Source organism: Roseospira navarrensis, assembly GCF_009601025.1.
GTDB lineage: Bacteria > Pseudomonadota > Alphaproteobacteria > Rhodospirillales > Rhodospirillaceae > Rhodospira > Rhodospira navarrensis.
In genome coordinates this window covers 41,730-54,974 of sequence record NZ_WIVE01000026.1, presented here as the reverse complement: position 1 = coordinate 54,974, position 13,245 = coordinate 41,730, and the positions used below count along the sequence as shown (strand labels likewise).

Annotated in this window: 9 protein-coding genes; 4 read left to right on the top strand and 5 right to left on the bottom strand. The window is 72.0% G+C overall.

Annotated features, from left to right (window positions below):
- The first annotated feature begins 313 nt into the window (after window positions 1-313).
- Window positions 314-511 carry a hypothetical protein gene (locus tag GHC57_RS09765; RefSeq protein WP_153343632.1) on the top strand — a complete coding sequence of 66 codons (198 nt, stop codon included), beginning with the start codon at window positions 314-316 and terminating at the stop codon, window positions 509-511.
- 37 nt (window positions 512-548) lie between these two features.
- Here GHC57_RS09765 and GHC57_RS09760 read toward each other — a convergent pair whose 3' ends face one another.
- From GHC57_RS09760 to mutY, 4 genes are all read right to left on the bottom strand, one after another.
- Window positions 549-2,075: a M48 family metalloprotease gene (locus tag GHC57_RS09760; protein WP_153343630.1), complete on the bottom strand. Its 1,527-nt coding sequence runs from the start codon at window positions 2,073-2,075 to the stop codon at window positions 549-551.
- 120 nt (window positions 2,076-2,195) lie between these two features.
- The gene (locus tag GHC57_RS09755; RefSeq protein WP_170294801.1) at window positions 2,196-4,151 is read right to left on the bottom strand and encodes an acetoacetate--CoA ligase; all 1,956 of its coding nucleotides are present in this window, start codon (window positions 4,149-4,151) and stop codon (window positions 2,196-2,198) included.
- Between the two features lie 143 nt (window positions 4,152-4,294).
- Complete coding sequence (locus GHC57_RS09750) at window positions 4,295-5,464, bottom strand: glycosyltransferase family 4 protein (protein ID WP_153343626.1); 1,170 nt, start codon at window positions 5,462-5,464, stop codon at window positions 4,295-4,297.
- 36 nt (window positions 5,465-5,500) lie between these two features.
- Entirely contained in the window at window positions 5,501-6,610 is a 1,110-nt protein-coding gene (mutY, locus tag GHC57_RS09745; RefSeq protein ID WP_153343624.1) for an A/G-specific adenine glycosylase, read from the bottom strand.
- Between the two features lie 137 nt (window positions 6,611-6,747).
- Between mutY and GHC57_RS09740 the strand changes: the two genes are divergently transcribed.
- On the top strand, window positions 6,748-7,368 hold the full coding sequence (locus GHC57_RS09740) for a DUF721 domain-containing protein (protein WP_170294800.1): 621 nt from the start codon (window positions 6,748-6,750) through the stop codon (window positions 7,366-7,368).
- Window positions 7,369-7,393: 25 nt separating this feature from the next.
- On the opposite strand, the gene GHC57_RS20445 is transcribed toward GHC57_RS09740, so the two are convergent.
- Window positions 7,394-8,521 carry an HD domain-containing phosphohydrolase gene (locus tag GHC57_RS20445; RefSeq protein WP_153343620.1) on the bottom strand — a complete coding sequence of 376 codons (1,128 nt, stop codon included), beginning with the start codon at window positions 8,519-8,521 and terminating at the stop codon, window positions 7,394-7,396.
- A 323-nt stretch (window positions 8,522-8,844) separates the two neighbouring features.
- On the opposite strand from GHC57_RS20445, the gene GHC57_RS09730 reads away from it, so the two are divergent.
- Window positions 8,845-9,534, top strand: coding sequence for a thioredoxin domain-containing protein (locus GHC57_RS09730; protein WP_170294799.1), 690 nt, complete (start codon window positions 8,845-8,847; stop codon window positions 9,532-9,534).
- A 43-nt stretch (window positions 9,535-9,577) separates the two neighbouring features.
- Window positions 9,578-13,066 carry a chromosome segregation protein SMC gene (gene smc, locus GHC57_RS09725; RefSeq protein WP_153343615.1) on the top strand — a complete coding sequence of 1,163 codons (3,489 nt, stop codon included), beginning with the start codon at window positions 9,578-9,580 and terminating at the stop codon, window positions 13,064-13,066.
- Window positions 13,067-13,245: the final 179 nt, after the last annotated feature.

Sequence of the window (13,245 nt, the reverse complement as noted above, 5' to 3'; positions counted from 1 at the left end):
CCCGTGCAATCCTGGCATGCATCGCCGGACTTATCTCGCCCAAACAACCAGCATGCATATCTAACGCAAACTGAGCCTATAGTTTTCGTGCGTCATCCCGCGTGAGCGAAGCGAGACGAGGGATCTCGAGAGGCCTGTTCCGGCCGAGCGGACCGTGCCGTCATGCTGACCTGTGCCCGCTGCCGTGCCCCTCCCCCCGTTCTTTCGATACAAAAACGGGGTCGCTCGACGCCGAAGGAATGACAACCGCCTGCGCGGATTGCCTGAGGTTGTCCCGCGCGGGCACATTAGAGGAATGAAAGACTGCCTTGATATGCTCGGTGAGTCGGCCCTCGGCCCGAACTGGCGCGACATCATCGTCTCGATGACCGGCGGCGCGGCCGACCCCGATACCCTGATCGCCCTGGCCGCCAAGGTCCGTGGCCAGGACACGCAAGCCGCCCCCCAGACGCCTGCACTTGCTCCGGCTTCGGCGCTGGAGGCCGGACAACCGTCCGCCACCGGAGAGTGATCCGGCGGCGGGTCCCAGGTTCCGGGCACAGGGTGGATCAGGTCGTGACCACCTTCACCACCTGTCCGGCCTGAACCTCGCCGCCGGGCGGCATGTCGTTGAGCAGCCGGAACCAGTCCGCATTGTAGCGCCCGTAGGGCAGCCCCCGGGACAGGCGGGCGACCGTGTCGCCTCGTCCGGCCCGCCGGATGTCCAGTCGCCGGGGCCGGATCGAGCGGGCCTCCGCCGCGCTCAGGGTCATCAGGGAGTACGTGGTCTCGCGGAACCCCCGGCTGAGAGCCCCGAAGCGGTTGGGCGATGCCGCGAACAGGAAGCGCGCCGCGCGCCCCCGGCCCACGTCCACCATCACCACCTGCCCCTGCGCCGACCCCTGGTTGGTGTTGAGCATGACCCCGGCCGTGGCCCCGGGCATGCCGTTGACCGACAGCCGCTCGAACCCCTGGGCGTTGGCGTCGGCCAGCATGGCCTCCAGGGTCCGGGCCACATCGCCCTTCAGCGGGGCCATGTCGAACTGGATCACGCCGCCGTCCCGGCCCTGGGCCCGCACGGCGGTCTGGCCGTTGCGCAGCACATAGCCCGGGGGCACCTGGAAGCGCAGCCGCAGCCCCGGATGAATGAACGTGTTGCCGTCGATGATGCCCTGGTCCGGGCTGTCGCCGAACACCAGCCCGTCGATGGCCTGCAGATAGGGGTCCCGTCCCACCACCGGGTTCGGCGGCGTGGTCGCCGCCGCCTGCTGGAGGGCGGCGCGGGTGCGGTCGATGGTGCGCGGATGGGTGGACATCATGTTGTATTCGTCCACCGCGCCCGCCGGCAGCCCCTTCATGGCGGCTTCCACCTGGCTCTGCTCGCGCAGGGTGGCCAGCAGGCCGACCATGCCCTCCGGGTCGTAGCCGGCGCGGGTCATGTAGCGCCCGCCCAGCATGTCGGCCTCGAACTCCTGGTCCCGGGAATAGCTCTGCACGTAGAGCTGGGCCACGCTGCCGGCGAGCTGGGCGATCTCCGAACTGCCGGTGGCCACGCCCAGCACCAGCACGCCCAGGCTGGCCAGCAGGCCCTGGCCCTGGCGCTCGGCCGAGTGCCGGGCGTTGACGTGCCCCATCTCGTGGCCGATCACGCTGGCCAGTTCGGCCTCGTTGGAGGCCAGCGCCATCAGCCCGCGCGTCACTCCCACATAGCCGCCCGGCAGCGCGAAGGCGTTGACGATCGGCGTGTTCAGAACGGTGACGGTGTAGGGCAGGTTCGGGAACTCGGTGTGCGGCACCAGCCGGCGCGTCACATCCTGCACATAGCCCTGCACCCGCCGGTCCTCGTAGGCGCCGCCGAACGCCTGCACCAGCTTGGGGAACTCGCGCCCGCCCAGGGCCACATCGTCGTCGATGGACTGGAAGCCCATGAAGGTTTGACGGCCGGTGGCCGGGTTGGCGGTGCAGCCGGCCAGCCCGCCGGCGCCGACACCGGCCAGGGCCACAGCGGCCGCACCGCCTTGCAGGGCGCGCCGCCGGGAGACGGTGGGCGACGACGACGGGGCGGAGCGGGACGACACGCGCGAGGGCAGGGTCATGATCGGACCTCTCGTTTTTCCGGAAACCATGCGTCATCGGACGGACCGGACCCGATCCGCCGATGACCCACGGCCATGGTGCCGCCGAAAAACGGCCCCTTTCGGGCGGAGGCGCGCCCGCTAGCTGGCCAGCTCCTCGCGGTCGGCGAACTCGTCCAGCGCCTCGGGGTTGGCCAGCGCCTCCTTGTTCTTGACCGGGCGGCCGTGGACCACCTCGCGCACCGCCAGTTCGACGATCTTGTTGGACTTGGTGCGCGGGATGTCGGTGACCTGCACCACCTTGGCCGGCACGTGGCGCGGCGTGCAGTTGGTGCGGATCTGCTTCTTGATCCGGTCGGTCAGGGCGTCGTCCAGGTCCATGCCGTCGCGCAGCCGGACGAACAGCACCACGCGCACATCGTCGTCCCATTCCTGGCCGATGACCAGGGCTTCCACGACCTCATCCAGCAGTTCCACCTGACGATAGATCTCGGCCGTGCCGATGCGCACCCCGCCCGGGTTCAGGGTGGCGTCGGAGCGGCCGTGCACCACGAACCCGCCGCGCTCGGTCAGCTCCACCCAATCGCCGTGGGTCCAGATGCCCGGGAAGCGCTCGAAATAGGCCGCCATGAACTTGCGGTCCTCCGGGTCGTTCCAGAAGCCCACCGGCGTGGACGGGAAGGCCTGGGTGCAGACCAGTTCGCCCTTCTCGCCCCGGATCGGCTGTCCGTTCTCGCCGAACACGTCGGCCTTCATGCCCAGCCCGCGCTTCTGGATCTCGCCGCGATAGACCGGGCTGATCGGACTGCCCAGCATGAAGCACGACAGCAGATCGGTGCCGCCCGAGATGGACGACAACTGCACGTCCGGCTTTACATCCTGATAGACGTAGTCGAAGGACTCCGGCACCAGCGGGGAGCCGGTCGAGGTAATGACCCGGATGCTCTTGAGGGAATGGGTCTCGCGCGGTTTCAGGCCGCTTTTCTTGATGGCGTCGATCCACTTGGCCGACGTGCCGAACATGGTGATGCCTTCCTCGTCGGCATAGTCGAACAGCACGTTGCCGGACGGATAGCCCGGGCTGCCGTCGTACAGCATCAGGGTGGCGCGCGACGCCAGGGCGCTCGCCAACCAGTTCCACATCATCCAGCCGCAGGTGGTGAAATAGAACACCTTGTCGCCCGGCTTGATGTCGCAGTGCAGCACATGCTCCTTGGCCTGCTGGATCAGGGTGCCGCCCTGGCCGTGGACGATGCACTTGGGCACGCCCGTGGTGCCGGACGAGTACATGATATAGAGCGGGGTCGCGAACGGCAGATCGTCGAACCGGATGTCGCCGGCCGCATGAGCGGCGACGAAATCGCCCCACCAAGCGGCCCCCCGGATGGCGGACAGGTCGGCGGCGTTGCGGGTGTAGGGCACGATCACTGTGCGCTCGACGCTCGGCATCCGCTCGACGATGGCGGCGATCTTTTCCAGGCAGTCCAGCGTCTTGCCGTTGTAGTAGTAGCCGTCGGTGGCGATCAGAACGCGGGGCTCGATCTGGCCGAAGCGGTCCACCACGCCCTGCACGCCGAAGTCGGGCGAGGCCGAGGACCAGATGGCCCCGATGCCCGCACAGGCCAGCATGCCGATGATGGTCTCGGGCATGTTGGGCATGTAGGCGGCCACGCGGTCGCCCTTTTGGATCCCCATCTCGATCAGCGCCTGCTGGAAGCGCGAGACGGCATCCCACAGCTCCTGATAGGTCATGCGGCGTTTGACCACGGTCTCGCCCCGGAACACCAGCGCGTCGGCGTTCGGATCCCAGTCCGGGCGCAGCAGGTTGCGGGCGAAGTTGATGTGGCCGTTGGGGAACCACTGCGCGCCGGGCATCTTCGTCGGGTCGTCCACGACCACATCGCCCTTCTCGCCGATCAGCCCGCAGAAGTCCCACACCGCCGACCAGAAGCCGGCCGGCTCGTCCACCGACCACTGCCACAGGGCGTCGTAGTCGCCGAGGGCCAAGTCGTGCGCGGCGTTCACCTGATCCATGAACGCCTTGATGTTGCTGTTGGCGACGGCCTCCGCCGACGGGGTCCAGAGCGGTTCGGTCACGGTGTTGTCCCTCCCGATTTGACGGCTTGTGGGCCTCAGGACGACGAGCGCCGAGGCCGAAAGGCGGAGGAGCCATGCTCACCCGCCGTTGATCTTGGGCCGCATTGTGCCGCAGTGCAGTGCTCGGGAAAAGGGGGCGTTCGTTACGCGGGCAGCAGCGGTCCCAGCGCCGCGCCCAGCGTATCGGCGGCGCGCTCCAGGCCGTGCTCGGCCGCCGCCTTGCGCCGGGCGCGGACGCCCTGATCGACCCGCAGCGCATCGTCCGCCAGCACAGCGACCACGGCCCCGGCGACTCCGTCCGGCGTGGCGTCCGGGACCAGCCGGCCGCCGTCGCCGTCGCGCACCACGTCGGCCACCCCGCCGCTGTCGCAGGCCACCACCGGGAGGCCGTGGGCCTGCGCCTCGATGTAGACCATGCCGTAGCCCTCGTTCAGGCCGGGCCAGACGAACAGGTCCCCCGCGCCATACAAATCCCGCAGCGCGGGCGGGTCGAGCGCCCCCAGGCGCACCACCGGCAGGCCCGCGAAGGCGGCCTCGACCTCGGCCCGCGCCGCACCATCGCCGGCGATCAGCAGGGTCCAGGGCGGCCCCTCGCCCACCCGGCGCAACGCCTCGGCCAGCAGGCGGAACGACGCCAGCTTGTCGCCCGGCCGCATCATCGCGACCGTCACCAGCCAGCGCCGGCCGGGATCGAGCCCATGGGCCGCCGCCAGCGCCGCGCGGGCGGCCGGACGGTCCACCGTCGCGGGATCAATCAGGCCGGGATCGCTGAGGAACGGGGCCAGCCGCACCAGCCGGTCCCCCGCCACGGGCGCCACCCCGCAGGCACCCCGCGCGGTCATGGCGAACACCCGGTCGGCGCGGGTCAGGGCGGCGTCGGCCTCGGCGAACCCGTCCGCCCAGGGGCCGTGCTTCTGTTTCAGGGCGCGACTCGCCTCGGCGACTGCATAGGGAATGCCGAGCCGGGCGCTCACCCGAGGCCCCAGCCAGTCCGGCGCCTTGTGGTACAGGTGATAGGTGAACCACAGGCGCGGCCGCCGCTCCGGCGGCAGGCGGGCCAGCGAGTCCGCCAGCCGGTCCGCCAGCCACAGCCCGGCCCGGCGCAGGCGCGCCTGCCGGACCGGATCGCCCCGGCCCTCCCACGCGCGGAAGCGGCAGGCCACGCGCGGCGCGAACCCGGCCGCACCCAGGGCCGCCATCAGGCCGCGCGCGATCTGCCGATCCCCGGACGGCACCGGATGGTCGGGCGCCTTCATGGGCGCATAAAACGCCACCGGCGGCGGCGGCGGCGGCGGCGGATCGGATCGGGTCATGGTCAAGCCCCCGTGTCTGCAGCCCGAGGCGCGGGATCAAAACCCCCGCGTCAGGGCGTGATGGATGGCCTTGCGCATGACCGTGGGCAGGGCGTGCTCATCCAGGCGCTCCAGCGGGACCCAGATGCCGCGCACGCGCGGATTCGCGCCCACCCGGGCCATGACGACCTGAAGCTCCAGATGGAAGTGGGTGAAGGTGTGGGCGACCAGCCCGGGCAGCGCCTTCCAGTCGTCCAGCGGCAGGGGCGCCGCGTCCGCCACCGCCCGGGCCGGGTCGGGCATCGGGACGGCTTCCCACGGCGTGGAGGGCAGTTCCATCATGCCCCCCAGCAGCCCGGTCGCCGGACGCTGGCGCAGCAGCAAAGCGCCGTCCCTGCGCTGGACCCAGAACATCACGGCGCGGCGTGTGGGCCGCTCGGCCTTCGGCGTCTTCATGGGCAGGTGCTCGGCCAGACCGGCGCGCCGCCCCCGGCAGGCATCCCGCCACGGACACAGGCCGCAGGCGGGCGAACGCGGCGTGCACAGGGTCGCCCCCAGGTCCATGACCGCCTGGGCGTGGTCCCCGGCGCGCTCGATCGGGGTGAGGGCGTCGGCGAACGCCCGCAGGATCGGCTTGGCGGCGGGCAGCGGCTCTTCCACCGCGAACAGCCGCGCCATGACCCGTTCCACATTGCCATCCACCACCACCGCGTGGCGCCCGAAGCAGATGGAGGCGATGGCCGCCGCCGTGTACGCCCCCACGCCGGGCAGAACGCGCAGCCCCTCCTCGGTATCCGGGAAGCGCCCGCCGTGGTGGTCGGTCACCGCGCGGGCGCACTTCAGCAGGTTGCGCGCGCGGGCGTAGTAGCCCAACCCCGCCCAGGCCGTCATGACGGCGTCGTCCTCGGCCGCCGCCAGCGCCTCGACCGTTGGCCAGCGGTCCAGGAACCGGGCGTAGTACGGCTTGACCGCCGCCACGGTGGTCTGCTGCAGCATGATCTCCGACAGCCACACGGCATAGGGGTCGGGGCGCTCGCCCGGGCGCGCCCGCCACGGCAGATCGCGGCGGTCGCGGTCGTACCAGGCCAGCACACGCGCGCCCAGGTCGGCGGCGGTGTCCGGATCGGGGCGGTCGATGGCAGGCGGAGCGGCGGCGCGGCGCGCCATGGGCGGGACTCCCGACGGGACGGAACGGAGGGACGGCGCCCACCGGACGGCCTTGACCGGGCCGGCCTCGATCGGGCTCCATGCGAAAGGAGTTGTGGGGCATCCGGCCCCGCGAAAGCAACAGGACGGGCGACCGCATGGCGGACGACAGCGAAAAGGCCCCGGTGCCGCCGGGCTGGTTGCGGCGGCTGGTCACGGCCGAGGGCGAGCGCCTGCCGGTCCAGGACCTGACCAGCCGGAGCCGGCGCACCCGCGTGGTGGGCCAGTTGGTCGAGCCGGCGACCCGCCGCCTGCTGGGGCGGCGCGGGGTGGCCATGGCGCCGATCGTGGCCCACTGGGAAGCCATCGTCGGCCCCGCCCTCGCCCGCCACTGCATTCCCGTGCGTCTGGTGATGCCACGCGGCAAGGCCGGCAGCGCCGATGCGAAACAAGGCGGCACGCTGCATGTGAAGGCCGCCGCCGGCGCCTTCGCGACCGAGATCACCCACCGCGCCCCCATGCTGCGCGACCGCATCAACACCCACGTCGGTTTTCGGGCCGTCGAGTCGATCCGGGTGACGCAGGGACCGCTGTCGCGCGGCGCCGGGTCGGTCACCCGGTCGGGGCGGCGCGCCCGCCCGGCCTTGCCGCCTGCGCCGCCGTCCCCCGCCGCCGTCCAGGCGCTGGAGACGCGACTCGCCACCGTCACCGATCCGGAGTTGCGCGCGGTGCTGGAACGCCTGGGCCGCGCCGTGATGCAGGCCCGCGCCCGGTCGTGACGGGCTAAGCGTCGTGCAGCTGGCACTACCCCACTTCAGTGCCTCGGGCCACGTCCAGCAGCATGTCCCGGAACAGGGCCAGCCGGAACGGGTCCAGGTGGCCGGCCATGCTGTGCATGACGTCGAGCGCCTTTTCGGGGGCCATGGGCTCCTTGTAGATGCGGCGGTCGGTCAGCGCCCCGAACACATCCACGATGGCCGCCATGCGCGCCAGATCGTTCAACTGACCGCCCTTCAACCCGCGCGGATAGCCCGTGCCGTCCAGTTTCTCGTGATGCTGCCCGGCGATGGTGCGCACCCCGCCGGGCACGTCGGAGACCAGCGCCAGGAACTCCATGGTCCGGGGCACATGGGACTTCATGACGGCCCACTCGTCGGCCTCCAGCTTGCCGGGCTTGTTCAGGATATCGTGCGGAACCGTCACCTTGCCCACGTCGTGCAGCAGTCCGCCCGTGGCCAGGATGGACAGATCGCCGTCGGACAGCCCCAGCGCATGGCCGAAGTGGCACAGAAAGGTCGCGATCCGCAGCGAGTGGACATAGGTGTAGTTGTCATGCCCCCGCACCCCGTTCAGCAGGTCCTTGAACGTGCCGTTGCGGACCGTCGAGACCAGCGGCGTGCAGCTTTCCTTCAGGTCCGCGTAGGGGACCGGCGTGCCGGCGTCGATCATGTCCGAGATGCCGTTGAACAGCTCCACCGTCTTGCGCAGGGCCAGGCGCTGGGGCTCCGGCATGGCGTCCCAGCTTGCCTCGACCGCCCGGTTGACCACGTGCGAGATCGTCGCGGTCAGTTGCCGCATGGGGAACGGCCGGAACAGCAGGGGCGCGCCCCGGTCCTGCAGGGACAGGCCAAAGTCCGACACCGGCGAACTGGTCAGGCCGATGATGGCCATGCTCCCGAACGCCGGGTCCTTGTCGATGGCGCGCAGCAGCCGCACGGCGTCGCCGTTGTCCGGCGCTTCCTCCAGGATCAGGATGTCGGGCGGCTTCGCGCGCAGGCTGTGCAGCGCCTCCGCGCCGTTGGGGAACAGGGTCAGCCGGTAGCACAGGTCGAGCGCGGCCCGCAGGTCCGCCCGCTCCCGCTTGCCGGCGATGACGGCGCAGATCCGCAACCCCTCATGGGTCGTTTCGGTGTGGAGAACGTTCGGTCTCACGAACCACCCCGCCACGGACTGTCGCCCACGGCGGAGAAGGCGCGGGGGCGACTGTCACGACTCTGCCATGAACCGTGATCCGGTGTCGCCCCCGAATCAACCGGACTCTGTGCAATCTAGGATTTCACTATTATAGGACACGCTCCCGCCTCACGACACCGGCCCGCGTGTCACCCTTGCGCCGCATTCCGATGCTCCGATCATCGGGAGGAACGAGGGGCGGCGATGCTTGTCGGCGGTCGCGCCTCGCCCCTATACAGAACAATCACTCGGCACGCCCCCCTCATCCGCCGTGCGCGGCGCAGCCTCAGGAGAGTCCATCCGTGTTGTCATCGCTCTTTTCCGGCCGTCCGCTGTCCACTGTCGCCGTCCTGCTGCTGGCCGGCGGCCTGACCCTGGCCCACGGCACCCCGGCGCGCGCCCAGGCCGACGCCCCCGAGGCTGCCGCCGACTCCGCCTCCGAGGCGACCGACGCCACCGAAGCGGCCACCTATCAGGAACACATCCTGGGCGACCCGGATGCCCCGGTGCAGATCCTGGAGTTCTCGTCGTTCACCTGCGGTCACTGCGCCACGTTCCACCAGGACCACCTGCCCGAACTGAAGGACCGCTATATCGACACCGGCAAGGCCAACCTGCGCCTGGTGGACTTCCCGCTGGACAATCTGGCCGGCGCGGTCTCGCTCATCACCCGCTGCGCGCCGTCTGAGCGCTACCAGGCCTTCGTCGAGACCTTCTACGGCGATCCCGCCGCCTGGCAGACCCGCACCCCGCGCGAATCGCTGACCAGCATCGCCCGCCTGGGCGGCATGTCGAAGGAGGACGTGGACGCCTGCCTGCAGAACGAGACCCTGTACCGCGAGATCCTGGACCGTCAGGAACAGGCGCGGGAGCGCTACAACATCACCGGCACGCCCACCTTCGTCATCAACGGCACCAAGCACACGGGCAGCTATTCGGCCGAAAGCCTGTCCGAGGCCATCGACGAGGCGCTGGAGGATGCGGGCGGCTGATCCGGCCGTCCCGCCTTCCCCCCGTCCCATCCGCCGCACCCGCATGGTCCAGTTCACCCGCCTGCGCCTGTCCGGCTTCAAGTCGTTCGTGGATCCGACCGACCTCGTCATCGAGTCCGGCCTGACCGGGGTGGTCGGCCCGAACGGCTGCGGCAAGTCGAACCTGGTCGAGGCGTTGCGCTGGGTCATGGGCGAGACCTCCGCCAAGCAGATGCGGGGCGGCGAGATGGACGACGTCATCTTCGGCGGCACCAGCCAGCGGCCGGCGCGCAACATCGCCGAAGTGACCATCGACCTGGACAACAGCGACGGCACGGCCACCGCCTTCCGCCAGTTCCAGGACCTGGAGATCACGCGCCGGATCGAGCGCGGCTCGGGCTCGGCCTACCGGGTCAACGGCAAGGACGCCCGGGCGCGCGACGTCCAGCTTCTGTTCGCCGATGCGGCCACGGGCGCACGCTCCACCGCCATGGTCTCGCAGGGGCGCGTGGGCGCGATCATCGCCGCCAAGCCCGCGCAGCGCCGCGCCCTGCTGGAAGAGGCCGCCGGCATCTCCGGCCTGCACGCCCGGCGGCACGAGGCCGAACTGCGCCTGAAGGGTGCGGAGGCGAACCTGGAGCGGCTGGACGACGTGCTGTCCGCCCTGGACGGACAGGCGCGCAACCTGCGCAAGCAGGCCCGGCAGGCGGCCCAATACCGCGAGATCTCCGAGGCCATCCGCCGCGCCGAAGCGGTGGTCATGCGTCAGCGCTGGCTGGGCGCGATCCGGGGCCTGGACCGGGCGCGCGGCGCGCTGCGGGAGAGCGAGCGGCTGGTGGGCGAGGCCACGGCGGCGGCGACGGCGGCCACCACCGCGCACGAGCGCGCCGCGGAGGCGCTGCCCCCCTTGCGCGAGCGGGCGACGGAAGCGGCGGCGGCGCTGCAGCGCCTTGTGGTCGAACGCGAGCGCCTGGAGGCCGAACGCAAGCGGGTGACGGCCGCCCTGGCCGACAACCGCACCCGCCTGGAGCAGACCGACCGCGACCGCGAGCGCGAGCGCACCCGCGTCACCGACGCCGAGGCGGCCCTCGCCCGCCTGACCCAGGAACAGACCGCGCTTCAGGCGGCCGCCGAGGGCGAGACGGCGGCCCGCGAGGCGACGACGGCGCGGCTCCAGGCCGTCAACGCCGAGGTGAACGCGCGGGAGGCGGAGGCCACCCGCGCGACCCAGGCCCTGGCCGAGGCGGACGCCCGCCGGTCGGCGCTCGACCGCCGCGTGGCGGAAGCCGCCCAGCGGGCCGAGCGGCTGTCCCGACGGCGGGACGACCTGACCCGAGAGCTGGAGACGGCGCGCGCCCGCGCCCTGGATCCGGCAGAGGTGGAAGCCGCCGAAGCAGCCGTGGCCAAGGCCGAAGAGGCCCGCGCCGACGCCGGCGCCCGCCGCGAGCAGGCGGAAGCGGCCCGCATCGAAGCCCGCGCGGCCTTCGACGCTGCGCGCGAGGCCGCCCAGGGCGTGGCGGCGGAGCGCGCCAGCCTGCGCGCCGAGGTGCAGGCCCTGGAACAGATGCTGACCCGCGAGGCCCCGCCCGCCGGGAACGCGCCCCCCGTGCTGGAGTCGCTGACCGCCGCGCCGGGCTACGAGACCGCGCTGGGCGCGGCGCTCGGCGACGACCTGACGGCGGCGCTCGATGCGGCGGCCCCGGCCTTCTGGGCCGACCTGCCGCCCCTGGCCGAAGCCACGCCGCTGCCCCCTGGCGTGGTCCCGCTGGCCGATCATGTGCGGGCCCCACCCGCGCTCGCCCGCGCGCTCGCGGCCGTGGGCGTGGTGCGGGACCGGGAGACGGGGGACGCCCTGCGCCATGACCTGGGCCCCGGGCAGCGTCTGGTCAGCGCGGACGGCGACCTGTGGCGCTGGGACGGCCTGACGGCGCGCGCCGGGGCCGGCGCGGGCGCGGCGGCGGGCGCCCAGGCGGCGGCGCGGCTGCGCACCCGGAACCGCTTGGCCGAACTGTCGGAGGCCCTGGCGGCCGCCGAAGCGCGGGTGGCGGACGCGGAAACCGCCGTCCAGGCCGCCCGTGATGGCCTGACGCAGGCCGAGACGGCCGAACGCGCCGCCCGCGACGGGGTGAAGGCGGCCGATGGCGCGCTCTCCCAGGCGCGGGCGACGGCGGAGGCGCTGCGCCGCAAGGCGACGGAGGCGGAAGCGAAACTGGCCTCGGTCAAGGCCACGCTCGATCAGGTCACGGCGGACGGGACCGAAGCGGCTGCTCAGGTCGAGGCCGCCCGCGCCGAACGGGCCGAGGCCGGCGACGGCGCCGAGGCTCGCGCGGCGCTGGAGACACAGCGGACCGCGCTCACCGCCCAGCGGACGGCGCTGGTGGAGGCGCGGGCCGACCATGACCGCCTGCTGCGGGAGATCGGCGACCGGGAGCGGCGGACGAAGGCGGTGGCCGACGATCTGGCCTCGTGGGGCCGGCGGCTGGAGCAGGGTCGCGCCACCCTGGCCGACCTGGACGCGCGCCGGGCGGAGATCACGGCGGCGCTCGCCGACCTGGAGCAGGCGCCGGAGGCCCTGCGCGCGCAGCAGGAGGCCCTCGCCGACTCGATCCGGGCGGCGGAGGCCGCACAGGCGGAGGCCGCCGACACCCTCGCCCAGGCAGAGACCGGGGCGCGCGAGGCCGACGCGGCCCGCAAGGCCGCCGACGGTGCGCTCGCCCAGGCCCGCGAGACCCGGGTGCGCCGCGACTCGGAGGTGGAGCAGGGCCAGGCGGCGTGTCGGTCTGTCGCGGGCGACATCGCGGACCGGCTGGACTGCACCCCGGACGCCCTGCCCGAGACCGCCGGGCTCGATCCGGACGACGCCCTGCCCGACCTGGAGGCGGCCGAGGCCGACCTCTCCAGGCTGTCCCGCCAGCGCGACGGCATCGGGCCGGTCAACCTGCGCGCCGAAGCGGAGCTGGCCGAGCTGGACGAGAAGGTGGCCGCCCTGCGCCACGAGCGCGAGGATCTGACCGGCGCCATCGCCCGCCTGCGCCAGGGCATTTCAGAGATCAACCGCGAGGGTCGGCAGCGGCTGGTGGACTCGTTCACGGCCGTCAACGAGCACTTCCGCACCCTGTTCACGCGCCTCTACGGCGGCGGACAGGCGCACCTGGAGATGATCGAGAGCAACGACCCCCTGGAAGCGGGCCTGGAGATCATGGCCAGCCCGCCGGGCAAGCGGCTGCAGATCCTCTCGCTGCTGTCGGGCGGGGAACAGGCGCTGACCGCGCTGGCCCTGCTGTTCGCGGTGTTCCTGACCAACCCCGCGCCCATCTGCGTGCTGGACGAGGTGGACGCGCCCCTGGACGACGCCAACGTGGACCGGCTGTGCACCCTGCTGGAGGATCTGACCCGGACCACCGCGACCCGATTCCTCATGGTCACGCACCACCGCATGACCATGGCCCGCATGGACCGCCTGTTCGGCGTGACCATGATGGAGCGCGGCGTCTCCAAGCTGGTGTCGGTGGACCTGCGCGAGGCCGAGATCCTGCGCGATCAGAAGCCTTGAGTCCTGCCGGACGGGGCTTGCAGCCCCGTCCGGACCGTTTTGCCCACGAGGGGGGATGACATCGATCCGGGCGGGAGTGCAACTCCCGCCCGGCAAGAAGGCCTTCACTCTTCAAAGAGTGCCTGCCGCAGGTGGTGCGTCTCTCCACTTCCCAGACCCCGCCCATGGCGGCATCCGCT